This window comes from Pseudomonas sp. NY15374 (assembly GCF_048068255.1).
Classification (GTDB): Bacteria; Pseudomonadota; Gammaproteobacteria; order Pseudomonadales; family Pseudomonadaceae; genus Aquipseudomonas; species Aquipseudomonas machongensis.
This window is the reverse complement of record NZ_JBLUPZ010000004.1, coordinates 263,473-287,056: the sequence shown is the minus strand read 5'-3', so window position 1 is coordinate 287,056 and position 23,584 is coordinate 263,473. Positions and strand designations below refer to the sequence as shown.

The 23,584-nt window shown below is 60.0% G+C and carries 28 protein-coding genes; 26 read left to right on the top strand and 2 right to left on the bottom strand.

Features of this window, described 5'->3' with window-relative positions:
• Positions 1-55 precede the first annotated feature (55 nt).
• Genes ACNFHO_RS12140 through ACNFHO_RS12110 form a run of 7 tightly spaced genes read left to right on the top strand, consistent with a single transcriptional unit; the run spans position 56 to position 6,565 of the window.
• Complete coding sequence (locus tag ACNFHO_RS12140) at positions 56-1,228, top strand: phage tail sheath protein (protein ID WP_416766446.1); 1,173 nt, start codon at positions 56-58, stop codon at positions 1,226-1,228.
• 14 nt (positions 1,229-1,242) lie between these two features.
• Positions 1,243-1,758 (top strand): phage major tail tube protein, encoded by a 516-nt coding sequence (locus ACNFHO_RS12135; RefSeq protein WP_182321904.1) that lies wholly within the window; start codon positions 1,243-1,245, stop codon positions 1,756-1,758.
• A gap of 23 nt (positions 1,759-1,781) precedes the next feature.
• Positions 1,782-2,093: a phage tail assembly protein gene (locus ACNFHO_RS12130; RefSeq protein ID WP_416766444.1), complete on the top strand. Its 312-nt coding sequence runs from the start codon at positions 1,782-1,784 to the stop codon at positions 2,091-2,093.
• Between the two features lie 8 nt (positions 2,094-2,101).
• A complete protein-coding gene (locus ACNFHO_RS12125) occupies positions 2,102-2,221 on the top strand; it encodes a GpE family phage tail protein (protein ID WP_081263144.1) in 120 nt (39 codons plus the stop codon).
• Positions 2,211-4,847, top strand: a complete 2,637-nt coding sequence (locus ACNFHO_RS12120) for a phage tail tape measure protein (RefSeq protein ID WP_416766443.1) — start codon at positions 2,211-2,213, stop codon at positions 4,845-4,847. The genes ACNFHO_RS12125 and ACNFHO_RS12120 overlap by 11 nt, the downstream gene beginning before the upstream one ends.
• 6 nt (positions 4,848-4,853) lie before the next feature.
• The gene (locus ACNFHO_RS12115; RefSeq protein WP_220689860.1) at positions 4,854-5,294 is read left to right on the top strand and encodes a phage tail protein; all 441 of its coding nucleotides are present in this window, start codon (positions 4,854-4,856) and stop codon (positions 5,292-5,294) included.
• On the top strand, positions 5,291-6,565 hold the full coding sequence (locus ACNFHO_RS12110; protein ID WP_416766440.1) for a phage late control D family protein: 1,275 nt from the start codon (positions 5,291-5,293) through the stop codon (positions 6,563-6,565). Before ACNFHO_RS12115 ends, ACNFHO_RS12110 begins: the two co-directional genes overlap by 4 nt.
• 311 nt (positions 6,566-6,876) lie before the next feature.
• Here the strand turns inward: ACNFHO_RS12110 and ACNFHO_RS12105 are convergent, their stop codons facing one another.
• Together ACNFHO_RS12105 and ACNFHO_RS12100 are read right to left on the bottom strand one after the other, a co-directional pair.
• Entirely contained in the window at positions 6,877-7,302 is a 426-nt protein-coding gene (locus tag ACNFHO_RS12105; RefSeq protein ID WP_416766439.1) for a hypothetical protein, read from the bottom strand.
• Positions 7,303-7,494: 192 nt separating this feature from the next.
• The gene (locus ACNFHO_RS12100; protein WP_416766438.1) at positions 7,495-7,830 is read right to left on the bottom strand and encodes a helix-turn-helix domain-containing protein; all 336 of its coding nucleotides are present in this window, start codon (positions 7,828-7,830) and stop codon (positions 7,495-7,497) included.
• A 76-nt stretch (positions 7,831-7,906) separates the two neighbouring features.
• Between ACNFHO_RS12100 and ACNFHO_RS12095 the strand changes: the two genes are divergently transcribed.
• From ACNFHO_RS12095 to ACNFHO_RS12005, 19 genes are all read left to right on the top strand, one after another.
• Positions 7,907-8,107 carry a DNA-binding protein gene (locus ACNFHO_RS12095; RefSeq protein ID WP_416766436.1) on the top strand — a complete coding sequence of 67 codons (201 nt, stop codon included), beginning with the start codon at positions 7,907-7,909 and terminating at the stop codon, positions 8,105-8,107.
• Between the two features lie 29 nt (positions 8,108-8,136).
• Positions 8,137-8,610: a YmfL family putative regulatory protein gene (locus tag ACNFHO_RS12090; RefSeq protein WP_064302668.1), complete on the top strand. Its 474-nt coding sequence runs from the start codon at positions 8,137-8,139 to the stop codon at positions 8,608-8,610.
• Entirely contained in the window at positions 8,607-8,906 is a 300-nt protein-coding gene (locus ACNFHO_RS12085) for an ogr/Delta-like zinc finger family protein (protein ID WP_054895360.1), read from the top strand. Before ACNFHO_RS12090 ends, ACNFHO_RS12085 begins: the two co-directional genes overlap by 4 nt.
• Entirely contained in the window at positions 8,903-9,277 is a 375-nt protein-coding gene (locus tag ACNFHO_RS12080) for a hypothetical protein (protein WP_416766434.1), read from the top strand. Before ACNFHO_RS12085 ends, ACNFHO_RS12080 begins: the two co-directional genes overlap by 4 nt.
• A gap of 71 nt (positions 9,278-9,348) precedes the next feature.
• Positions 9,349-9,594, top strand: coding sequence for a hypothetical protein (locus ACNFHO_RS12075; protein WP_054895358.1), 246 nt, complete (start codon positions 9,349-9,351; stop codon positions 9,592-9,594).
• A gap of 11 nt (positions 9,595-9,605) precedes the next feature.
• A complete protein-coding gene (locus ACNFHO_RS12070; RefSeq protein WP_416766518.1) occupies positions 9,606-12,404 on the top strand; it encodes a toprim domain-containing protein in 2,799 nt (932 codons plus the stop codon).
• A gap of 13 nt (positions 12,405-12,417) precedes the next feature.
• On the top strand, positions 12,418-12,711 hold the full coding sequence (locus tag ACNFHO_RS12065) for a hypothetical protein (RefSeq protein ID WP_416766432.1): 294 nt from the start codon (positions 12,418-12,420) through the stop codon (positions 12,709-12,711).
• A gap of 73 nt (positions 12,712-12,784) precedes the next feature.
• Positions 12,785-13,231 carry a DUF2528 family protein gene (locus tag ACNFHO_RS12060; protein ID WP_416766430.1) on the top strand — a complete coding sequence of 149 codons (447 nt, stop codon included), beginning with the start codon at positions 12,785-12,787 and terminating at the stop codon, positions 13,229-13,231.
• Positions 13,228-13,431 carry a hypothetical protein gene (locus ACNFHO_RS12055; RefSeq protein WP_054895354.1) on the top strand — a complete coding sequence of 68 codons (204 nt, stop codon included), beginning with the start codon at positions 13,228-13,230 and terminating at the stop codon, positions 13,429-13,431. Before ACNFHO_RS12060 ends, ACNFHO_RS12055 begins: the two co-directional genes overlap by 4 nt.
• Positions 13,421-15,223 (top strand): DNA cytosine methyltransferase, encoded by a 1,803-nt coding sequence (locus ACNFHO_RS12050; protein WP_416766429.1) that lies wholly within the window; start codon positions 13,421-13,423, stop codon positions 15,221-15,223. Before ACNFHO_RS12055 ends, ACNFHO_RS12050 begins: the two co-directional genes overlap by 11 nt.
• Before the next feature lie 186 nt (positions 15,224-15,409).
• A complete protein-coding gene (locus tag ACNFHO_RS12045; RefSeq protein WP_054895352.1) occupies positions 15,410-15,625 on the top strand; it encodes a DUF4224 domain-containing protein in 216 nt (71 codons plus the stop codon).
• Complete coding sequence (locus ACNFHO_RS12040) at positions 15,622-16,764, top strand: site-specific integrase (RefSeq protein WP_416766427.1); 1,143 nt, start codon at positions 15,622-15,624, stop codon at positions 16,762-16,764. Before ACNFHO_RS12045 ends, ACNFHO_RS12040 begins: the two co-directional genes overlap by 4 nt.
• Before the next feature lie 90 nt (positions 16,765-16,854).
• Positions 16,855-17,124, top strand: a complete 270-nt coding sequence (locus ACNFHO_RS12035; protein WP_416766425.1) for a hypothetical protein — start codon at positions 16,855-16,857, stop codon at positions 17,122-17,124.
• 399 nt (positions 17,125-17,523) lie between these two features.
• Positions 17,524-18,843 carry a tyrosine-type recombinase/integrase gene (locus ACNFHO_RS12030; RefSeq protein ID WP_416766424.1) on the top strand — a complete coding sequence of 440 codons (1,320 nt, stop codon included), beginning with the start codon at positions 17,524-17,526 and terminating at the stop codon, positions 18,841-18,843.
• Between the two features lie 448 nt (positions 18,844-19,291).
• Positions 19,292-19,489 carry a hypothetical protein gene (locus ACNFHO_RS12025; protein ID WP_416766422.1) on the top strand — a complete coding sequence of 66 codons (198 nt, stop codon included), beginning with the start codon at positions 19,292-19,294 and terminating at the stop codon, positions 19,487-19,489.
• 284 nt (positions 19,490-19,773) lie between these two features.
• A complete protein-coding gene (locus tag ACNFHO_RS12020; protein WP_416766421.1) occupies positions 19,774-20,754 on the top strand; it encodes an integrase domain-containing protein in 981 nt (326 codons plus the stop codon).
• Complete coding sequence (locus tag ACNFHO_RS12015; protein WP_416766419.1) at positions 20,751-21,026, top strand: hypothetical protein; 276 nt, start codon at positions 20,751-20,753, stop codon at positions 21,024-21,026. The genes ACNFHO_RS12020 and ACNFHO_RS12015 overlap by 4 nt, the downstream gene beginning before the upstream one ends.
• 224 nt (positions 21,027-21,250) lie before the next feature.
• Entirely contained in the window at positions 21,251-22,045 is a 795-nt protein-coding gene (locus tag ACNFHO_RS12010) for a helix-turn-helix domain-containing protein (protein ID WP_090344380.1), read from the top strand.
• Positions 22,020-23,561 carry a hypothetical protein gene (locus ACNFHO_RS12005; RefSeq protein WP_416766417.1) on the top strand — a complete coding sequence of 514 codons (1,542 nt, stop codon included), beginning with the start codon at positions 22,020-22,022 and terminating at the stop codon, positions 23,559-23,561. The genes ACNFHO_RS12010 and ACNFHO_RS12005 overlap by 26 nt, the downstream gene beginning before the upstream one ends.
• Positions 23,562-23,584 lie beyond the last annotated feature (23 nt).

Sequence of the window (23,584 nt, the reverse complement as noted above, 5' to 3'; positions counted from 1 at the left end):
TCCCGCGCGCGCGCGGCAGCCTGTGCAGTGTCACCCCACTGCACAGGCACCTACCATGGCCGACGAATACCATCACGGCGTCCGGGTCCTCGAAATTAACGAGGGCACCCGCCCAATCCGCACCGTCTCCACCGCCGTGGTCGGCCTGGTCTGCACCGCAGACGACGCCGATCCGGCTATGTTCCCCCTCGATACGCCCGTCCTGCTGACAAGCGTTCAAAGCGCCATCGGCAAGGCCGGCGAGACCGGCACGCTGGCCGACAGCCTGCAGGCCATCGCCGACCAGACCCAACCCGCGACCGTCGTCGTGCGAGTGGCCAAGGGCGCGACTGACGCCGAGACCACCAGCAACCTGATCGGCACCACCACCGAAACCGGCAAGTACACCGGCATGAAGGCCCTGCTCGCTGCCAAGACCCGCCTCAAGGTCACCCCGCGCATCCTCGGCGTGCCAGGACTCGACACCCTGCCAGTGGCCAACGCCCTGACCGCGATTGCCCAGCAGCTGCGCGGTTTCGCTTACGTCAGCGCGAGCGGCTGCAAGACCAAGGAAGAGGCCGTCGCGTACCGCGAGAACTTCGGCGCCCGCGAAACCATGGTGATCTGGCCGGACTTCGAACAGTGGAGCACCGCGACCAATGCCACGGTCACCGCGCCCGCTGTGGCCCGCGCCCTGGGCCTGCGCGCCAAGATCGACAAGGACACCGGCTGGCACAAAACCCTGTCGAACATCCCGGTCAACGGCGTGACCGGCATCAGCGCCGACGTATTCTGGGACCTGCAGAACCCGGCGACCGACGCCAACTACCTCAACAGTAACGAAGTCACCACGCTGATCAACGCCGACGGCTTCCGCTTCTGGGGCAGCCGCACCTGCACCGAAGACCCGCTGTTCGCCTTTGAGAACTACACCCGCACCGCCCAGGTGTTGGCCGACACCATGGCCGAGGCGCACATGTGGGCGATGGACAAACCCATGCACCCCTCCCTGGTGCGCGACATCATCGAGGGTATCAACGCCAAGTTCCGCGAGCTGGTGGCCGGCGGCTACCTCATCGGCGGCAGCGCTTGGTACGACGAAGAGGTCAACAGCGCTACCACCCTCAAGGCCGGCAAGCTCTACATCGACTACGACTACACGCCGGTACCGCCGCTGGAGGACCTGACCCTTCGCCAGCGCATCACTGATCGATACCTGGCTGACTTCGCCAGCCGCATCAACAGCTGACGGAGACCGCCACCATGGCCATGCCGCGCAAACTCAAGAACATGAACCTCTTCAACGAGGGCACCAGCTACCTGGGCGTGTGCAAGTCCTGCACCCTGCCGCCCCTGAGCCGCAAGATGGAAGGCTACCGCGGGGGCGGCATGAACGGCCCGGTGAAGGCCGACCTGGGCTTCTCCGACGACGGTATCCAGTTCGAATGGAAGACCGGCGGCCTGGACCTGCTGGCCCTGCGCCAATTCGGCGCGGTGAAGGCTGACGGCGTGATGCTGCGCTTCGCCGGCAGCTTCCAGCAGGACGACACCGGCACCGTATCCGCCGTGGAGGTCGTCGTCCGCGGCCGCCACGAAACCATCGAGATGGGCGAAGCCACGCCCGGCGAGGACACCGAGCACAGCATCACCACCACCTGCAGCTACTACAAGCTGGCGGTGGATGGCGAGGTCCTGGTCGAGATCGACCTGCTCAACTTCATCGAGATCATCGACGGCAAAGACATGCTCGCCGAGCAGCGTAAAGCCCTGGGCATCTAACCCCCTTCCCCACTGGAGCCACCATGAAGACCACCGACGCCACCCCGCTGAACGACAACCAGGTCGAGCTGGACACCCCGATCAAACGCGGCGACACCGAGATCGCACTCGTCACCCTGCGCAAACCCTCCTCCGGCGAGCTGCGCGGCCTGCACCTGTCCGAGCTGCTACAAATCGACGTGGCCAGCCTGATCAAGCTGATCCCGCGTATCACCGATCTCAACGAGTACGAAGCCAGCCGCCTGGACCCCGCCGACCTGTTTGCCATCGGCACGAAGGTCGCCAGTTTTTTGCTGCAGAAGCGGATGAAGACGGACGCATCCCTCGTTGCGTAGAGGACGCGATGGCCGACGTGGCCATCGTCTTTCACTGGTCGCCCGGTGACATGGACAGGCTCAGTGTTTGCGAGCTGATGGACTGGCGCGAGCGAGCGCGGATCAGGAGTAACAACCATGGCAAATGACCTGCGCCTGCGGGTGCTGTTGGACGCCATCGACCAGGCCACCGCGCCGCTCAAGCAGATCGACAAGGCCAGTCTCGAGGCTGGCCGGCAGCTCAAGGCGGCCCGTGACCGCCTCAAGGAGCTGAACGCCCAGCAGAAGGACGTCAGCGCCTGGCGTACCCAGCTCACCCAGACCCAAGAAACCACCCAGGCGCTGGAGGCTGCCCGGGCGAAGGTCCGCGCCATCGCCCAGGAGATGGCCGCCACCGGGGCGCCCACCAAGGCCATGGCCAGCAACATGCGCACAGCAGTGCGCGAGGCACAGCGGCTCAAGACGGAACATCAGCAGCAGGCCGAGAAGCTCCAGCAGTTGCGCGGCAAGCTGTACAGCGCGGGCATCAGCACCCGCGACCTGGGCAGCCATGAGCGCAAGCTGCGCGAACAGATCACATCGACGAACGAAGCTATCAGCGCCCAGAGCAGGCGTATGGAGGAGCTGGCCAGCCGACAAGCCAAGCTGGCCAAAGCCCGTTCAGCCCTCGAACGGACCCAGGGCCTGGCTGCCAAGATGGCTGGAACGGGCGCCGCCGGCCTGGCGACTGGCTATGCTGCAGCGCAGCCGGTGAAGGCCGTCCTGGGCGCCTTCGCCCCCAACGAGGATTCGGCGACACAGCTGAAGGTCTCGATGATGGACGGCAACGGCAAGGTCGCCGAGGACTTCAAGAAGATCAGCGACCTGGCCACCAGCCTCGGCGACCGCCTGCCCGGCACTACTGCCGACTTCCAGAACATGATGACCATGCTGCGCCGGCAGGGCATTAGTGCGCAGAGCATCCTAGGTGGTTCCGGGGAGGCTGCTGCCTATCTGGGCGTGCAAATGAAGATGCCTGTAGAGGAAGCGGCAGAGTTCGCCGCCAACATGCAGGACGCCACAAGAACGTCCGAAAAAGACATGCTCGCGCTGATGGACACGATCCAGCGTGGGTACTACCTGGGCGTTAAGAGTGAGGACATGCTGCAGGGTTTCAACAAGATTGCCCCTGCCATGGATGTCATCAAGAAATCAGGCATCGATGCTGCAAACGAACTTGCCCCGCTGCTGGTCATGATGACCCAAGCCGGCATGGAAGGTGGTGCAGCCGGCAACGCGTATCGCAAGATCTTCCAGGCAGGTCTGAAAAGGGACAAGGTCGACGGCGCCAACGAGATGTTGGCGAAACAGAACATCAAGCTCAGCTTCACCACCGAGGACGGCAACTTTGCCGGGCTGGAGAACCTCTACAAGCAGATCGACAAGCTCAAGGTGCTGAACGACGAGGACCGCACCGCCACGATCATCAAGCTGTTCGGCGACGACGCCGAGACCATGACCGTCCTGAACAAGATGATGGAAAAGGGTCTGGCCGGCTATCAGGAGGTACAGCAGAAACTCAAGGACCAGGCCGACCTGCGCACACGCGTCAACGAGCAGCTCAATACCCTAACCAACGTTATGGAGGCGGCCGAGGGCAGCTTCACAAACGCTATGGCGGAGTTCGGCGCAGCTGTAGCCCCCGAGCTGAAAGAACTGATCAACACCCTGGGCGAAGCTGCGGCCAGCGTTGGCGCCTGGGCACGGGAGAATCCAGCACTGGCTGGCGGCCTGGTGAAGGTTGTGGCTGCTGTAGCGGTGCTCGCCGCAGGCTTCGGCGGCCTGGCCATCACCATGGCCAGCTTACTCGGCCCGTTCGCCATGGTGCGCTATGGCATGGCGCTGTTCGGCGTGAAGAGCTCCGGCATGTTCTCAGTGGTTGGTCGGTTGGTCGGCGTGCTGAAAGGCGGGCTGCTGACCGCCATTCGCGCCGTGAGCATTGCGCTCTGGGGCCTGGCAACGAACCCGGTAGCCCTGGCTATTGCGGCCGTGGTCGCGGCCCTGGCCGGCGCAGCCTACCTGATCTACCAGAACTGGGACCAGGTGAAGGCGTATTTCGCCAACGCATGGACGGAGATCCGCGCAGGCTTCGGCGCCGGCATCGGCGGCATCCTCACCGTGCTGGCGAACTTCAGTCCCATCGGTCTTATCTACCAGGCCTTCGCTGCGGTGCTGAACTACCTCGGCGTCGACATGCCCAGCCGCTTCACCGAGTTCGGCAACATGATCGTCAACGGCCTGGTCAATGGGCTGATGTCTGGTCTGGGCCAGATCAAGGACGCCGTGTCCGCCCTGGGCGACTCCACCATCGGCTGGTTCAAGGAGAAGCTCGGGATTCACAGCCCCTCCCGCGTGTTCGCCGAGCTGGGCGGGTTTACCACCGCGGGCCTTGCCATGGGCCTAGATGATGGCGCCAAGGCCCCGCTGGAGGCGGTCAACCGCATGGGCCAACAGCTGACGGACGCCGGCACCTTCGCGCTCAAGGGCACGCTACCGCAATTCAATGGCGGTGGCCCGCTTGCCGCTGGTGGCACGCCCATCACCATGGATGACCGGGCACCACTGGGCGCGGCACCGGCCGCGAGCTACGACAGCCACGACACCTACGAAATCAACATCCATACCACCCCTGGCATGGACGCGCAGGCCATCGGCCGGGCGGTCCGCGCCGAGCTGGCCCGTATCGACAGCGAGAAAGCCGCCCGCCAGCGCAGCCGCCTCACCGACCAGGAGTAACCCGCCATGATGCTCGCCCTGGGCATGTTCGTTTTCAGCCTACACACCCTGGCTTACCAGGAGATGCAACGGCAAACCGAGTGGCGCCATGCCGCCAGCAATCGCATCGGCGCCCAACCTTCACGGCAGTTCCTCGGCCGTGGCGAGGACTCCATCACCCTCCCCGGCCTGCTGCTACCTGAGCTGGCCGGCACCCCTTCGGCACTCGATGCCCTGCGGCACATGGCGGACACCGGCAAAGCCTGGCCCCTGGTCGAGGGCACCGGTCGCCTGCTAGGACTGTGGGTAATCGAAAGCCTCAGCGACAATCGCACGCTGTTCTTCCGGGACGGTGCCGCGCGGCGCATCGACTTCACCCTTAACCTCAAGCGCATCGATGACGGCCGCATCGACATGCTCGGCGCCGGCATCGCGGGCGGTGTGAACATCCTGAGGCAGCTGCTGTGATCGAAGCCGCCATCGCCAAGGTCACCGGCTTCCTACGGAACACTTACGACGGGCTACAGCGCGATGCCGCGTATCCGGTGCCGGCGTTTCGCATCACCGTCAACGGCAGCGATATCGCTCAACTGATCAGCCCGCGCCTGATGAGCCTGCAGCTCACCGACAACCGCGGCCTCGAAGCGGACCAGTTGGACCTGACCCTGAGCGACCACGACGGGCTGCTGGTGATCCCCCCGCGCGGCGCTGTGGTGCGCCTGTGGCTGGGTTGGAGCGACACCGGCCTGGTGGACAAGGGTAGCTACATCGTCGACGAGACCGAACATAGCGGCGCGCCGGACGTGCTCAGCATCCGGGCCAGGTCGGCGGATCTGCGCAAGGGCTTGAAGACCAAGCGCGAACGCAGCTGGAGCGCCACTACGCTGGGCGAGGTCCTGGGCGACATCGCCCAGGGCAATGGTCTCACCTCGGCGATCTCCGGCGCCCTGGACGGGCTGCCCATCCCCCAGCTCGACCAGGCCAATGAGTCCGACGCGAACCTGCTGACACGCCTGGGCGAGGACTTCGACGCGGTGGCCACCGTCAAAGCCGGATGCCTGGTGTGCATGCCGGCCGGCGGCGGCAAGACCGCCAGCGGCCTGGACCTGCCCCACATCACGCTCACCCGCGCCGACGGCGACCAACACCGGTTCCTGCAGGCCGACCGCGACAGCTATGACGGTGTGCGGGCCTATTACTACGACGTCAACAGCGCCAAGAAGCAGGAAGCCATTGCCGGTGGCGGCGAGAACCTCAAGGACCTGCGCCACACCTACAGCGACCGGCAGTCCGCCCTGCGTGCCGCCCGGGCAGAGTTGAACCGGCTGCAGAGAGGCGCCGCCACGCTCAGCTATACGCTGGCCAAGGGGCGGCCGGACCTGATCCCAGAGCTGACATATACGCTCCAGGGGGTGAAGTCGGATATCGATGAGATCATCTGGTACGGCGGGAACGTCCAGCACAGCCTGACGGCTGACGCCGGCTACACCATGAGCCTGGAGCTGGAAAGCAAGCTGCCAGAGGACACGGTCGAAGGCCTGCTCGAGGACGGCGTCCGCGGCAAGATCAAGTACACGGGTGTCATCGCGTTCTACCGCGATAAGGACACAGGGCAAGAAAAGTCAGTCACTGCCGGCGACCAGACCAAGCCAAGGCGCCTGCGCCGCGTGTACGTGAACGAGAAGAATGCCCGGCGGTCAGCTGACCGCGAATGGAAGCGCATGCAGCAGCAATCCTAATAGCATCAACAAAGAACCCGGCGCACGCCGGGTTCCTGGTCTCTGCCTTACTCTGCAGACTGCCGAAGCGCCTCCATGATCCTCAATAGATCGTCACGCTTCTGGTCATTCAGTTCGCGCAACAGCTCAAGGAAGAGGCGCTCCAGCTGGGTAAGGTTTTCCATCGTACGGTACTCCGTGTACATATGACTGGCGCCATGCCCTCGGCACAGCACAATGCACCCGGAAGCTGCTTTCGAGAGCAGCCGCCAGGCGGCCACTCCCTAAGCTACGCACAATCTGGAAAGCGCAACCCCTTCTCAAAGTCCGATCTACTGCGGCAGTTGTCCTGGCTCGGCTCTCACAGCCAAAACCTGATTGCTCTTAGGATTGAAATCACATTCGTAGATATGCTTTTGAAACGCGCCAAACCCATTCTGGAACTCAATCTTGTCGCCGATGAATGTAAGTGTTCCAGAATCTTTGTTTAGCCAGCGGAATCGACTGAATTTCGTTTCAAACGTCCCATCAGTCCAACGCGAGCTGTACTTACCGAGTTTTGCCACAGGGTCCTTGCAGTAGACCGAGGCAGAAATAGAAAACTTGTCCCCCCAACACTGAAGGTCCTGCTTGCAAGTTGCGTCATCCACAGCCGCCGCTGCTGCAGCCTCAGGCTTCTTATCGCTTCCACCCGAGCACATCTTGACGCCAAAGAAAATGATCCCCGCCAGGAATACAAACCCAATCACATACTGCATGGCTGTCACGCCTGGGTTTGCTACACCACAGTTTGGACAAACCTTAGCGCTTGTATCCACCTTGTGTTTACAAGACTTACACGGTGTCAATGCCATCTAACAGCGTCCTTTTTTCGTCCTATGAAACACCGTCCCACCATGGGCCGGCTTACTTCACCCCTACTTCTGCAACTCGAAGAAACTCACTTCAAACTACTTCGACTTCACGTTCGCAAATGCCTGCGCCGTCCGACCCAGGATCGCTCTGTCGCTCTCGCTCATGCTTCGCAGCATCTGAACAAACACCGTTTCCTCCACAGTGAAGCTATCGATCGGCTGAGGGGTACGTGTCCCCGTGACCACGTAAAGCACATCCACTCCCGCCGCAGCAATCGCGGAAAGATAGGAGGCGTCGGGGGTTCGCTCGCCTTTTTCGTATTTGCCTTGGGAGTTCCGATTCACTCCGCCCAACTGGCCGAGCTCCTCCTGATTCCACCCAAATCGCTCACGCTCCTCGCGCAGGCGCTCACCAATTGCACACGATTGCACACAAATTCCTTTGACATGCACACGACAGGGTGCATAATCATCCGTACATGAACACGTTTGAACACAGATGAACACTATGCCCGCCCCCCTCACATTGGATCAAGCACGCGAAAAGCTCGACAGAGCTGGCATCTCCATCGCGGAGTTTTCGCGTAAGCACAACCTCAACAAGAACCTGGTGAGCGACCTGCTCAATGGCCGCAAGAAAGGCCGACGGGGGGAGGCGCACCGTGCTGCGGTTCTACTCGGCATCAAAGCCGGCGAGATCGAAAACTAGCCCCCCTGGCCCAAGGAAGACACCAGAACATGAAGCGTCCAGTTCTAGAAACCCTTCGCCAGGTAGTGAGCGCCGTGATCTGCGCCTTCCCTGGCGGCCGCGAGAGCGCAGCAGCACGCCTGGGCTACGAGTTGAAGCGGTTCGACAACCATGTCTACGAGAACGCCGGCAGCCGCCCGCTGAGCTATGACCAGATCCACCAGTTGGAGCGGGACACGGGAACGACCTTCCTCCCAGAGTTCATTTCCCACCTGTATGGCGGCATGTTCGTGCCGCTTGTCCGGCCGGAGCAGCTGGACAACATCGATCTCTACGCCCGGGCGGTGAACACCGCGGCCAAGCGTGGCGTGGTCGATCAGATCATCGACAAGGCCTTGGATGACGGCGTTATCGAGCCAGACGAGGCGAAGGCGATCATGCAAGCCCATACCCGGTATCTGGCAGCACGCCAAGCGGAGGTCATGGCGACGATCCAGCTGCACAGCAAAGGGGGTGTGCATTGAGCACCTACAAGCTCGTTTGCCCTCACTGCGGCGGCCGCATGCGCATCCGTACCAGCGAAGGAACACACATTTTTCTGCGCGTTGCGTACTTGCAGTGCGTGAACGAGGCCTGCGGCTGGTCCGTTCGTGCCCAGTTCGAAATGACCCATGAAATGAGCCCGAGCGGCATGCCGAACCCGTCGGTTCGCCTGCCTGTTGCGACCGTGGCCCTGCGCCGTCAAGCGATGAAGTCTGCCACTGGCGACGACCACCCGGATCTGCTGGACCAACTGGATATGGAGGCTGTGAACGCATGAACGCTATCGCATCGATCTCGACCGTTGAAACCGACTACCGCGCGGCCATGCAGCAGGCTGCGGTGGCGTACCTGTTCCGCCGAGAAGGCCTTCACCTGTCCGGTGACCACCTGGTGCTCGAGAACTGCCGGCGGTACCTGGTGCAGTCGCTGGAAGTCCCTGCACACCTGGTACAGCGGATCGCCGAGCTGGCCGTGGCGGAGTTCGAGAGCAAGACCACCAAGCGCCTGCAGCTGGTAGGCATCTGCGCCACCAGCGGGATCTTCCGCCCACGACTGATCCTTCTGGACACCATCACCCAGCACCGCTACCAGGTGCCGGCACGCTACCTGCCGCGCCGCATGCTGCAACACCGCGACACCTCCAAGTAACCCGATCCAGCCCCTTCCCGATGCCCCGTTCTGCGTGGGTAAGGGGAAACTGCATTCCACTGGTGGCCGAAATGAGCAACATCACCATCCAAATCACGCTCGACGAGCAGCAGGCAAAGCAGTACCAGCTGTGGCTTGCCGGGCAGTATGCCCACGCCATGGCTGAGGTCTGGTACTCCGATCGCTATCGCGATGTACCCACAGGCGAGCGCGGCCGCAAAGTTCTCCAGGACCTCCCATACCTGCGTGGCATCTGCCGGACAAGCAAGGCCCTTGAGTCGCAGCTTGGCCCACTATCGGTGGAGCGTCAGCTGTGAACCCACAAACCATGGAACACCAGCTGCGCGCAGATGTACTCCAGCGGCTGGAGGGCGACTACGGCCTGCAGCACATGGCCGGCACCGAATACATGCGCAAGGGCACCTGCCCTCAGTGCAATCAACGGCGCCTGTTCTCGCGATACGACAACCCCTGGTTCATCCGCTGCGGCCGCGAGCAGAAGTGCCGCTATATGGCCCCGGTCAAGGAACTGTACCCGGACCTATTCGACGACTGGAGCAAGCGCGCTCCAGCGACCAAGGAAGAACCGGCGGCGAGCGCTATTGCATACCTGACCTTCGCCCGCGGCTTCCGCCTTGAACTCATCAAGGGCTGGTACACCCAGGAGAGCTACCACGACAGCGAGTTGGGCATCGGCTCGGCCACCGTGCGCTTCGCGCTCGAACATGGCGGCTATTGGGAACGCCTCATCGATCAGCCGCACCGGTTCGGCAAGAAGAAGGCGCGCTTCCAGCCAGGCAAGAGCTACAAGGGCTATTGGTGGTGCCCGCCGTGCCTCGACCTGCAGGAGGTCAAGGAGCTGTGGATCGTAGAAGGCATCTTCGACGCCATCGCCCTGCTGCATAACGGGATCGCGGCCGTGGCAGCCCTGTCATCGAACGCCTACCCCGAGGAATCGCTCAAGGCGCTGATCGCCACCTGCGAAGGCAAGACGCCGAAGCTGGTCTGGGCGCTCGACAACGAGCCTGGGGCACACAGGTACACCAAGACCTGGGTCGAGCGTGCCCGCGCGCTCGGCTTCACCTGCGAGGCCGCGCAGATCCCGCAGCCAGATGCCCGCAAAGTCGACTGGAACGACCTGCACCAGCGCTGGGCCTTCATGGATGACGAAGAAGCCCGGGCGGCACGCATCAAGGATGAGCTGGACGAGGCCAAACACCACGGCGCGCTGCTCATTGCCGAGAGCGCCGTAGAGAAGGCGCTGTTGATGTACCAGTGGCGGGAGCGTGAAGAGTTCCACTTCGGCTTCGACTCCCGCCTCTACTGGTGGCGACTGGACATTTCCAAGTTCAACAGCGCCATGCAGGCCCTGGACTCCAGCGAGACCCAAGAGGACCAGCAGCTCAACGACAAAGCTCGCCGCGCCAAGGCGCTGCGCATGTCCGGCTGCGTGGTCGAGATCGCGAACTGCTACCCCCGGGCCTTGTACTACCAGCGCAACGAGATCACCGACGAGTCCTGGTACTTCTTCCGCGTCGACTTCCCCCACGACGGGGCTGCGGTAAAGAACACCTTCACCGGCAGCCAGGTGGCTACCGCCAGCGAATTCAAGAAACGCCTTCTCGGCATGGGTGCCGGGGCCGTGTTCACCGGAAGTGGACAACAGTTGGACAAGATCATGAAAGACCAGCTCTTCGGCATCAAAACCGTGCAGACCATTGATTACATCGGCTACAGCCGGGAATACGGCTGCTACGTCTTCAACGAAGTCGCCGTGCGCGACGGCCAGGTGGTCGGCGTGAACGAGGAAGAGTTCTTCGAAATGGGCAAGCTCAAGCTCAAGAGCCTGCAGAAGGGCGTGAAGATGGCCCTGCAGAAGGACGACAAGCGCTACAACGAGCAATGGACCTCGCTGCTGTGGACGTGCTTTGGCGCCCAGGGCATCGTCGCCACCACCTTCTGGTTCGGCTCGCTGTTCGCTGAGCAGATCCGCTTTCGCTATCAGTCGTTCCCCTTCCTGGAAGCCACAGGCGAGGCCGGCGCCGGCAAGACGACCCTGCTCACCCTGCTGTGGAAACTGTTCGGCCGCGAGGGCTACGAGGGCTTCGACCCGGCGAAGTCCACCAAGGCTGGCCGCAGCCGCCTAATGGGCCAGGTCTCTGGTATGCCGGTGGTGCTGCTCGAATCCGACCGCAGCGGCGACGACAAGAGCCACGCCAAAACTTTCGAGTGGGACGAGCTGAAGGACTACTTCGGCGGTGGCACGCTGGCCACCAAGGGTGTGAAGACCGCCGGCAACGAAACCTACGAGCCACCATTCCGCGGGACTATCGCGATCAGCCAGAACGCCCCGGTGGTGGCGTCAGAAGCGATCATGACGCGAATCGTGAAGCTTCACTTCGTGCGACCACAGGTCACGGTGGAGAGCCGCGCCGCAGCCGACCGCCTGAACGGGCTGGACGGCGCGCTGCTGAGCAACTTCCTGCTGCGCGCGGTCCGCAAAGAGGCCGAGATCCTGGAGCTGTTCGCCGTGCGCCTGCCGGTGTACGAGGCGAAGCTCCGCGCCCTGCACTCGCATTGCTTCGCCTGCGGCACGCCGTTCCAGGGCGACGAGAACCAATGCCACCACTGCGGCAGCCAGCTCAGCGGGTACATCCGCGTTGAGCGGATCATCTACAACCACGCCCAGATGCTTGCCCTGCTGGACTGCCTGCGTCTGGTTGTGGACCTCAGCGACCACCAAATCGACCACACCCGCGCCCAGCTGGTGCGCATGGCCATCGAGCGCCAGGCCTCGATCAGCTCTGACCATCCCGTGGTGGCTGAATTCTGGGAGGTCTACGAGTTCCTGGAAGGGCTCGACGCCGACGGTCCTGTCGTGAACCACAGCAAGAAAGACCACGTCATCGCAATCAACCTCAACGACTTCGTCAAATGCGCAGCCGAGCACCGCCAGAAGCTCGCCGACATCAACGAGCTGCGTGACCGCCTCAAGGACTCCCGCTCCCACAAGCTCATCGAGGTCAACAAAGCCGTCGACAGCGCGGTGCGGGCTCACCAGGCGAAGAGCGGCAACTTCAGCATCACCAAGCAACCCATCGTCAAGTGCTGGATTTTCCAGGCCTGACCGAGGAACCCACATGTTGATTCGAGTGTTGATCGGCAACGCGTCCGCTGATGGCCGCAGCCAAATACAGCAGGAAAGGGATCGGCAGGTCGCTGCCGGCCAGGACTACCCAATCATCAACGCAGGCGCCTACGCCGAAGACGGGCTCAACGAGATCCTGGAGGTGCGGGTGAACAGCGGTCAACGCGAGATCCTGGTCGACGACTGCACCAGGGCGCAGATCCATAGCGTGATTGCTTGGCAGGCCAGCGTGGAGGACGACGAGAGGTTCGAAGGCGTGTTCGTCCACATGGCCCGCCGGAACTGAGATCCACAGCAGTAAAAAGTGGTGCCAGGGAGTTGCAGCTCCCCGGCACCCACCAACCCCTAGGAGAAACAACATGCGAGTAGAGACCCCAGAAGCCGGCGCGGAGCAGGCTACCACAACCAACATCAAGCGCTTCAAGGTGAAGGACACCTGGAAGGACTTCGAGGTAGTACTGGAAGTTGACCTCAATCGCTTGACCGCCGAGCGCGCCCAACAGATCAACAGCTTCTGGACCAGTGCCGAAGACCGTCAGGACGAAGAGGGCGGGGATGTCATCCGCGCCGTGATTCGCCTGGCCGGCCTTGAAGTGATGTGCGAGATCCTTGAGGACCGTGGTGCCGACTTCGGTGATGCAGACCGCTGGCTCTGCGAAAAGACCACCCAGAAGCTCCACGATAGCGAAGGTTGGGGGGGCAGATCCGAGGGTGATGGGTTTGGATGGTGCGGAATTCGGGTTGTTGGGGCCGAGGTCGATCTGCCCTGCTTCGAAGATGTAGCCGTTTCGGAGGTGAGCGCATGACCCAGCAGACCCGTCCGCGCCTGGCCAGCCACTCGCTGGACCTGCCAAACCACTGCGACATCTGCAACAAGGCCCGCTCCCACGGGAATCATCAGCGCTGCAGCCAGCTCCGCCAACAGCGCCAATCTGCGTACTGGTCAGCCTACATGGCCAATGTCGAGGCCAAACGGGCACAAGGGGGCCGTCGCAATGCTCGCTAAGCGCAAGCTCTACCACTTCCACTTCTGTTGCGGCCTGGGCGGCGGTGCCAAGGGCTTCAACCGGGCCAAACCCATCGTCGGCAACATGCAGGCAGAGTGGGAGTGCATCGGCGGGGTGGACGTTGACCCGGCCGGCCTGGCCGACTTTGAGCGCCTGTCGGGCGTCAAGGGCACCCTCATCGATCTGTTCACCCGCGACCAGTACATTCGCTTTCACGGCAAAGAGCCGCCAACAGGTTGGCGCGAGGCTACACCGGAGGATATCCGGCGTGCAGCAGGTGGCCGTCGGCCGGATGCCGTCTTCATCAGTTCCCCATGTAAGGGGGCGAGCGGCCTGCTGTCGGAAACCATGAGCCTGACCCCGAAATACCAGGCTTTGAACGAGCTGACGCTGCGCTGCATCTGGCTGTTCGGCGAGGCATGGAAAGACGATCCGGTACCGCTGCTGGTGTTCGAGAACGTCCCGCGCTTGGCCAGCCGCGGCCGGCACCTGCTGGACCAGATCGGCGCACTGCTCAGCCACTTCGGCTATGCGGTTGCCGAAACCACCCACGACTGTGGTGTTATCGGTGGCCTGGCCCAGAGCCGCAAGCGCTTCCTGCTGGTGGCACGCCATGTCGAAAAGGTGCCGCCCTTCCTCTACGAGCCGGAGAAAAAGAACCTCCGCGCCGTTGGCAACATCCTCGGGCGCATGCCGCTGGCCGGCGACATCGAACAGGCCGGCCCGATGCACCGGGTACCGGCCCTGCAATGGAAGACTTGGGTTCGTCTGGCCCTGGTCGAGGCCGGCAAGGACTGGCGAAGCCTGAACGACCTGGTAATCGAGGACGGCTACCTGCGCGACCTGATCATCGTCCCGCAATTCCGCGACGGTTTCCTGGGCGTGCACGACTGGCAGGAGGCCGCGGGCACCGTTGCAGCCCGTAGCGGGCCGACCAATGGCAAGTTCTCGGTCGCCGATCCGCGGGCCAAGGCCGGCGCCCTGCAATACCAGCAGTACGGCGTGCGGCGCTGGCAGGACACCAGTGGGGCGGTGATCGGGGTGAAGAGCCCAGGGCAAGGTACCTTCAGCGTGGCGGACCCGCGCCGAGGCGGTGAAGGCTTCGGCAAATACCAGGTGACGCCATTCGCTGGTACCGCCAATACGGTGATTGCCGGAAGCACCACGGGCCAAGGCGCCTTTGCCGTACAGGACCCGCGCTATCACAACTGGCACCCGGGTGCCTCGAGCCGCAAACTCAACGTGGTCGCCATGAACCAGACCGCTGGCACCGTCACCGGGTCGCAGCAGGTGGCCAGCGGTGCACTGTCGATCGCTGACCCGCGCTCGGGTATGCGCCGCAGCAAGGGCGATGCCTACCTTACCGGCGGGCATTACGGCGTGGTGCCCTGGGATGGCCAGGCCGGCGCTGTTTCAGCCAGTGCCATGCATGACAATGGGCGCTGGAGCATCGCAGACCCTCGCCTGCCCGAGGCAAATGACCGGCTCACCTGCGTTATCGAATCGCTCGATGGCACCTGGCATCGCCCTTTCACCACCCTTGAGCTGGCCGCGCTACAAAGCCTGGTCGAGCCCGAGGAACAGCTAGAACTCGACGGCCTGAGCGATCAGGCCTGGCGCGAGCGCATCGGCAACGCAGTGCCGCCGGCAGCGGCGGAAGCCATCGCGCATGTAATGGGTACCACCCTGCTCCTGGCCGCCCAGGGCGAAACCTTCATGTTAAGCAGCATGCCGATTTGGGTTCGCCCAGTTGCGGTAGGCCTTAGCGTTTCACAGCGGGAGGTCATGTGATCAGCAGTCCAGTCATCCGCTACCACGGAGGCAAGCTCCGACTTGCCCAATGGGCCTGTATGGGCTCACTACACCGTACAGGGCTGCAACTAGAGGTTTCAGCGTGAACATAGTCCTGATGCCTTACCAGGGCCGCCAGAATCCCCGCGGCGGAGTTCTAGTCGTAGACCATGGGACGCCGGCCGTATGATTGATCAGCACCAGCCTGGCGCGGTCCTGACGTTCCAGGACCTGCAGCGCCTCACGGGGTACACCCGCCGGTCTGGAGTGGAGCAAGCCCTGCGAAAGCAGGGCATCCGTTGGTTCTGGGGGCGCCATGGCCCCTGGACTACCATTGACCTGGTCAACCAAGCCGGCGGCAAGACGCCGGTCACCGAGAAATACGACAGCGAGATCCTATGAGGCGGACCCGTAAACACAACCCGCACATACCCGCCCACATTGATCAGGCCGCCATTCCGGCGGCCGTTTTTTTTGACCATCGCTGGGAGGGTGTCTGGTACACGTCCTGGCGTGACGAGGGCGGTAACCGCAAGCGGATGAACATCGCCGGCCGTACCGCAACGCTGGGCGATCTGCATCGGATCATGGAGGAGAGAAACGGCATCGATCGGGAAAGCCTCAATCACCTATGCAAAGAGTTCCACGCCAGCGCGCAGTGCAAGCGGCTCGCAAAGAAAACCCGTGACGATTACGAGTACTCCCGCGACGTGCTGCTGGCCATCCCGACCAAGCTGCAGAAGCCGCTCGGCGAACTTTCCGTCCGCAAGTTTACCTCGGCCCTGGTACAACGCCTGGTCGACCGGATCGCCGACGAGGGCACTCCATCGAAGGCCGCGCACGTACTTCGATACCTGCGGCGGGTCATGCAGTGGGGCCGCAACCGCGGCTACCTGGAGATCAATGTCGCCCTGGGCATCGAAGCGCCGGCCGAGCGCAAGCAGCGCCGCCTGCCAAACCCCAAGGTCATGGGCGAACTGATTGCTCGGGCGCACGAAATGGGGCAGCTCACGCGGGGGCAACCTGGGGCCTGCCCGGCCTACCTGGGTTATGTGATGGAGCTGGCATACCTATGCCGCCTACGCGGCATCGAGGCTGTCACACTCACCGATGCGAACGAGCTGGAGGACGGTGTACAGACGAACAGGCGTAAGGGCAGCCGGGACAACGTGGTGTGCTGGACGCCCAGGCTCCGCGCTGCCTGGGAGGGCGCCAAATCGTACAGGCGTCGTATATGGGCCAGCCAGTCCTACCCTATTCCAACATTGGCCGAGCGCCGCTTCGTTATCGTGGCGGCCCATGGCGGCCAGTTGCAGAAGAGCAGCCTGGACAGCACCTGGCAGCGCTTCATCACCAGGGCGATCAAGGACGGCGTCATCACCGAGGAGCAGCGCTTCGCATTGCACGACCTCAAACGGCGCGGCATCACCGACACGCCTGGCGACCGCAAGCAGAAGCAAGACGCCAGCGGCCACCGAGACGAAGCCATGCTCGACATCTACGACTTTAGCCTCCCGCGCGTCTCCCCATCTGCCGAGTGAATACCTTGCACGGTGCTCAAACCGACAAGAGCGACAGCTTGCCCGTGGTGTGATTACACTGGGCCATCACACACGCAAGGAGCATTACCGATGAGCTATGACCCGCAAGGCCATTACGATGTTTTGTTCAACGATGACAAGCTTGGCGAGCTGCGCAAAGGGATCTACTACGAGCAAGGCGATGAAGCCGGCGGCCTGGACGGCGAAGACTTCTGGCACCACGGTAAGAAAGCTGGGCACCGCGAAGGGTTAGAGCTGGTTCGCACTTCGCCGGAACCCATCACTCGCTTCCAGCTTGTGCCCCACGTGGAAAGCAACCCAGTAAACGAACACGCGGTAGGCAGCACTACCCTGGGCTGAGTCCCACCCCGGTGGCGGCGTGCGCCGGGCCGTAACTTCCTATGAGCCCCACTCCGGCTGGATGTGGGGCTTTTTTGTGGACGATTTCCACGTACCAACAAAGCCAGAGACTGCAAGGCTTCTGACTTTCCGCTTGCCCAGCACGTACCGGAAAGCGGCGTAACACGTTGATTTAAAAGCTGTGAGCAGGGTTCTTGTAATCAGTAGGTCCCGGGTTCGATTCCTGGTGCCGGCACCATTCAAGGTTCCATAGAAAGCTTTCAAAATCTCTGGAACCCCCGAAAAACCCGCCTTCTGGCGGGTTTTTCGTTTTGGCGTTCCGTCGGATTCCGAGGGTAGCCAGCGCTAATAAGGGTACATTTAAGGATACCTACCAATTCGATATTGGAAAGTACCCTTATGGCTCGCACAACGGCTCCCCTCACCGACAACGCCTGCCGCACTGCAAAGGCTCGCGAACGTGAGTACAAGCTTTTTGACGGCGATGGCCTTTACCTGCTCGTGAAGCCCAACGGTCGCAAAGGCTGGCGGCTCAGGTACGTGAAGCCCGATGGCCGCGAGGGCCTGACCTCACTCGGCAATTATCCAGTGGTCGGGCTGGCTGACGCTCGCCGCAAGCGCTTCGACCTCAAACAGCAACTCGCCAACGGCATTGACCCTATTCAGTCCAAGCAGCAGGCCAAGGTGCAAGCCGTGATCAATGGCCGCACCTTCGAAAGCGTTGCGCTCGATTGGTATGCCGGGATGGTGCCGAAGTGGGCGCCGGGCCATGCTAAGACTGTGCTCAGCCGGTTGAAGACTCACGTATTCCCTTTGTTAGGTGCCAGGGCAATCGTTGAGTTGGACACCCACGACCTCATGCAGCCACTGGAGGCTGTGACGAAGCGCGGCACCATCGACGTGGCGCTCAGGATCAAGAACTACCTGCAAAGCATCATGCGCGAAGCCAAACGACTGCGACTGATCACGGCGAACCCGGCTCACGATCTCGATGGCTCGATCAAAACGCCACGGGTTACACATCGACCCGCACTACCCTTATCGCGGTTGCCTGAGCTACAGGCGCGTATCGACGGCTACAAAGGTCGCCCGCTCACGCGCCTCACGGTGATGCTATCGCTGCACGTGTTCGTGCGCTCCAGTGAACTGCGCTTCGCCCGTTGGAACGAGTTTGACCTCAAGCGTGGCATCTGGGAGATCCCCGACACCCGCCCGGCGCTGGACGGAGTACCCTTTTCCACAAGGGGTACAAAAATGGCCGGGGATATCCACGTTGTACCCTTATCGCCGCAGGCAGTGGCCTTGCTTGAGCAGATCCACGCGATCACCGGCAAGTTCGAGCTGGTGTTCGCGGGGGATGCCAAACCGTGGAAACCGATGTCCGAGAACACGGTGAATGCCGCGCTCAGGACGATGGGCTACGACACCAAGGTGGATATCTGCGGCCACGGGTTCCGAGCCATGGCGTGCAGCGCGCTGGTCGAGTCCGGGTTGTGGTCGGAGACGGCTATCGAGCGGCAGATGAGCCACAAGGAGCGCAACAACGTGCGCGCCGCCTATACCCACAAGGCCGAGTTCCTCGAAGAGCGCCGGATGATCATGACCTGGTGGAGTCGGTTTCTAGAGGCGAACCGCGAGGACCATGTGACGCCGCATGAGTTTGCCAAGCAGACGGGCGAGAACGTCACGCGCCTTCACAGTGCCAAGAGGACCGAGTAACCCGCCGCACCACCACCTCAACTCGCTGTGAAGTTACCCACAGCACCGCATGAAGCTCCTCCGCGCGGGTCCATTCAAACGGGGCTGCATAGCCGCCCCGTTTGAATGGACCATACCTTAGAATAAAACTGCTGCACAGAGTACGTCTGTGGAAAACCACTGATGTCCACCGGGGGATAGTTTTATCCACAGGCGCTAAATACCTGAAATCGCTTTGCTTGACGAATATTGTCCACAGGCGTAGACCGGGAGTTGCAAGCGCTGTCGATGACAGCACCCCAGGTGGCCCGAACCTTCAAGGCCACGCCGCTCTCGCGGTGGTTCTCCCCAAGGGCGATTAGCATTCGGCAGCTCGCCCGGTCACTACCCATGTGATGAATGCTCTTACACATATAGCGCTCGTGCGCCAGATACTCCGTACCTCGCTGCCCTGCAGCAACCTATCCGCTTGGCCGAAAATTTGCGCCAACCTGTGCCCGTCTCTTTCTTCTGGAAAGAGACGGGCACTTCTACCACTGCTGCAGCCCTGATCGCACAAGGCTTTGCGGCATTCCCCCTCGTGACAATCGGCGTGACAAACGCCTATGTCACCAGCAACAGCCATGCAGATGATGGTGCCGCAGACCAAGGAATGGACTACACCTGACTGACAGTCAGGCATGCCCCGGTCATCGCATTGCTGCGTTCACCCGGCTCAGGATCTTCAGGCGCTGGCCTCGTCAGCCAGTGCTGCCTCCACCCGCCCACCGGTAACGGTGTTCAGGAGGCCAGATCATGAGATGCCCTCGCTCCCGGACGTAAGGAGCCGCCAGTCCCGCGAAGAGGACATTCCCCACAGGTCGCAGGGGCCTTGATCCCTGATAACACTCAACATTCTTGGCGGGATGACGTGGGGCGAGGATCGGAGAGCGAACGATGAGGTGATTCGACATGGCATTGGTCGGCAAACGCAATGGCCGCAATTTCGGCTACGGCAGGCAATTGAGCTACGCAGGACCGCAGGCGCTGAAAGACATGTTTGGCGATGGCCACTACGGCACGGTCAAAGCGCACTGTGATCGATGGCAGGCATTCGTGAAGTGGTGCCGCTCCGAACTAGGGCCAAGTATCAATGATGCGCGGCAGATTGATCGGAAGGTGTTGGCGGACTATGCGGCATATCTGCGCGATGCGGTTGAGTGCGGTAGCCTCGCCATCAGCACCGCACAAAACCGCCTATCCAGCGTTAACAGGACAATGGCGGCGCTGCGCGGTGATCATTGTGTGAAATTACCCAGTCCGAGCAAGGCGTTGGGAATGCAACGCACCGGGATTCGCCACTCATTACCGCAGGGCCAAGAACGCGATCAGGTTAAAGAGATCGTCAATGCGCTTTGCCGAAATCATCAACAACGGACCGCCGCGATTGTCCTGTTGGCGCGAGCCACTGGCATGCGCTTGCGTGAAGCCATATTGGCTGACCTGCCACGACTTAGCCGTCAGGCTGAAGCCTGCGGCAAAATCAACATCCAGGAAGGCACCAAAGGTGGCCGCGCCGGCGCTTCGGCGCCACGTTGGATAGCAGTGGATGATCATATTCGTGATGCTCTTGGATTCGCATCGAAAGTGTCACCTTCAGGTAGCCGAAACCTGATTGCACCAGATGAAAGCTACCTGAATCTTCTGCAAGAAAGCATCCGCTCTGCGCGGGATATCCTGCATGCGCACAACCTCAAGGGCTTCCATGAGCTACGAGCGGCGTACGCATGTGAGCGCTACGAGCAGATCACCCAACACCCCGCGCCAATCAACGGCGGCCAATGTTGCCAGGTAGATAGGAACCTTGATCGTGAGGCCCGGTGGCAAATCAGCTGCGAGCTGGGGCACGGGCGGATCGACGTGGTCGCTGCCTACATAGGAGGTCGCAGATGAATAAGGTATTCGATATGGAGCTGTTCTTGGCTGCGGTGCTGACCGGATCGCACTCCACACAACAACGCCATTTGCGACAGGCGAAAATCATCCAGGCTGAGATTGCAAACCGCTGGCAGCGAGAAACGCCTTGGACTTGGCGGCGAAAGCATCTAATTTGGTTTCTAGAGCATTGTGTCACTGGACGAAGTGAGGCGACGCGGTACTACTATCTTCTCACTATGCGGCTACTGGCTAGACGCCTGAAAGCATCATGGTCCTTCCATCTGTAGATGCATCTGATCCTCACCGTCAGGATTGCAAATGACCCGATGCGACGTTCTCAGGCGAGTCGTCAGTGGCGACCAACGGTCGTCAAGGTACCGCGCAAAGGTGTAGATCTTTCGCCACGGCAGACGAAGCGAAGCCTGACGAAGCTTTGTGCGGAGCGATCGAATATATTCCTTGAAGGGAATGTCGACTGTTGGTAAGGTCCACTCCGCGTATGGAGGTTGATATGTCTCAAAAAACTAAAGTGATCGCTGCCGTATACGGCAAAGAGCATGATGCCGGTAGGGTTGTAGGCCAGTCGTTGAGAAGTCTGAGAGAGGCTGTCGGATACACTCAGCTCCAAATGGCAGAGAAGTTAGGAATTGGTCAGGCGGCCATTTCAAAAATCGAAGCACGGGGCGACGTACAAATCTCCTCCTTAAAAAAGTACGTTGAAACTCTCGGCGCATCTTTACGAATTGAGGCGGCATTCAGTGCTGACAGCGACGTATCCGCTCGCCTACGCGGAGAGCTTGATATAGAAGAACACTCTAACAGGCAGTTGATATTACCGATATTCAGCAGCGACGAGCCAACGCCAACAGCGACCAAAGATCTAATTATAAGTATCCACCCACAATACTCGGAAAAAATTTTAAAAGGCAAAAAAACCGTAGAGCTTCGTAGACGATTCCCTCTATCCACCGCGAAAGGGACGAAAATCTATATTTACTCAACATCCCCCGTGATGGCTATTGTTGGGTGCGCAGAAATTTCCGACATCATTAAACTTCCTATTCAAAACATATGGAAGAAATACTCAAAATCCGCATTAATTAAGAAGCATGATTTTGAAGTGTACTTTGAAGGTTTGACAGAGGGTTTTGCACTCGAGCTAACAAATGCACGAACATTTCAGACCCCAATGAATCTTAAAGAACTCAGAGAGCGGTTTAACTTCACCCCTCCTCAGTCCTTTATTTATGCCAAGCAGGAAATGCGCAGGGCCCTCATGGATGAACAGACAAATATATCTAATTGATACTAATATTGTAATCGGCCTAGAAGACAACAAAACTGTTCAACCTGTATTTTCGACATTTATACAGTTAGCAACAAAGAACAAGGTTGGCGTATTCATTCATGCAGCCGCAAAGGATGATATAGCGCGCGACAAAAACATCGAACGCCGCAGTATCTCGGCAAGTAAGCTTGAAAAATTCAGCCATATCGAAAGAGTTCGTGGGTTTGATGCAAGCACACTTGGCGATGAGTTCGGAAAAATCAGAAAGCCAAATGATGTAGTAGATGTTACTCTATTACATTCATTGCATATTGGCGCCGCAGACTTCCTGGTAACTCAGGATAGAGGTCTGCATGAAAGAGCAAGACGTCACTCATCAGAATTAGGCAGGCGTGTCCTTCATATTGCCGACGCCGTAGATCTGCTGCAAACTACGTTTGAGCCAAAAGAAAGCCCTGTACGCTTTGTGGAGGAAGTTTCAGCAAATACAATACCTTTAAGCGATAAAATATTTGACAGCTTGAGAGAAGACTACGCCCCTTTCGATCAATGGTGGAAAGAAAAATGTGTTCGGGAACATAGGCAATGCTGGATTGTTTCAGACTACAGCACTAAAAGCATAGCAGGCCTAGTCGTGAGGAAAGATGAAACCTCAGGCAACACGGATGCAAAATTACCTGCCAATAAAATACTAAAAATTTGTACATTCAAGGTCCGCCCCGAAAGCAGGGGTGTCAAGCTTGGGGAATTATTACTAAAAAAAGTATTTTGGTTTGCTCAGAAAAACGCCTACGACCTGGTGTACGTTACCACATACAGAACTCAAAACTCGCTTATTGATCTACTCGAATATTACGGCTTTCAAAATACTGCAACAAAACAAGATGGCGAACTCATCTACGAAAAGCGATTTTCCCAAAACAGGCTATCTCGCGAGCCTGGGCAGGACCTTTTCACTATGGCCAAGATTAACTATCCGCGCTTCGTATCAGACTCTGGCGTGAGAGCGTTTGGCATACCTATTAAAGAGAGCTACCACGATACGTTATACCCAGATTTAAAGTATGATCCTCAAGGTGACCTATTCGAGGGTTCTGGGCTGATCGGCGGGCCGAACCGCCCCGGCAATACTATAAGAAAAGTTTATCTCTGCCGGGCCAAATCAAAGCTCGGCGAACCTGGATCACTGCTATTTTTTTACAAAAGCAAATCAAAACACGAACCGTCTCAGTCAATTACTGCCGTTGGGATTTTTGAAGAACTTGCAAATGCAAACTCAACAAAAGAACTGATGACTTTGTCCGGCGGACGGTCTGTCTACAGCGAACAAGAGCTTGAAAGCTGGCAAGCATCCAAAGAAAATCCGATAAAAGTTATCAATTACTTGCTAGCAGGGTATATTGACCCACCTGTCAGTTTATCTGAATTGCAAGAAATTGGTATTTTTAGAGAGCATCCGCCACAATCCATATTTGAAATAAAGGAAAATCTTGGAAAGCTACTGCTGAGGGCAAAGCTCGGCTTTGAAACATAGAGAAGAACAGATGCAATGCCAAT